Below are 351 nucleotides of genomic sequence, written 5' to 3'. Positions count from 1 at the left end.
ACCTCACAGAATTAGCGAACGATTTCCCGGATGTTGCCGCGCTTTCCCCCCGTCACCCGTTGCCTGTCCCTGGCCGCCCTGCTGGCGGCCGGGCCTGCTGCTGCGCTGGAGTTTCCCCTGCCACCGCCTGGTGAAGACGTCATTGGCCAGGCCCAGGTGATCAAGGCCAAGTACGAAGATACCTTCGCCGATATCGGCACCGCCAACGACCTGGGCTACCTGGAAATGATCGCCGCCAACCCCTGCGTCGACCCTTGGCTGGCCTGCGCGGGCACCGAGATCATCATGCCGAGCCGCTTCATCCTGGCGCCGGGTCCGCGCGAAGGCATTGTCATCAACCTGGCCGAGTAC

Annotated in this window: 1 pseudogene; it reads left to right on the top strand. The window is 64.7% G+C overall.

Going from position 1 to position 351, the window contains the following annotated elements:
- Nucleotides 1-30: 30 nt before the first annotated feature.
- Nucleotides 31-351 (top strand): annotated as a pseudogene (locus M2D63_RS25570) (hypothetical protein); the annotation flags it as partial.

The organism is Pseudomonas sp. BJa5 (assembly GCF_030272875.2).
GTDB lineage: Bacteria > Pseudomonadota > Gammaproteobacteria > Pseudomonadales > Pseudomonadaceae > Aquipseudomonas.
This window is presented reverse-complemented; position numbering and strand designations above follow the sequence as displayed.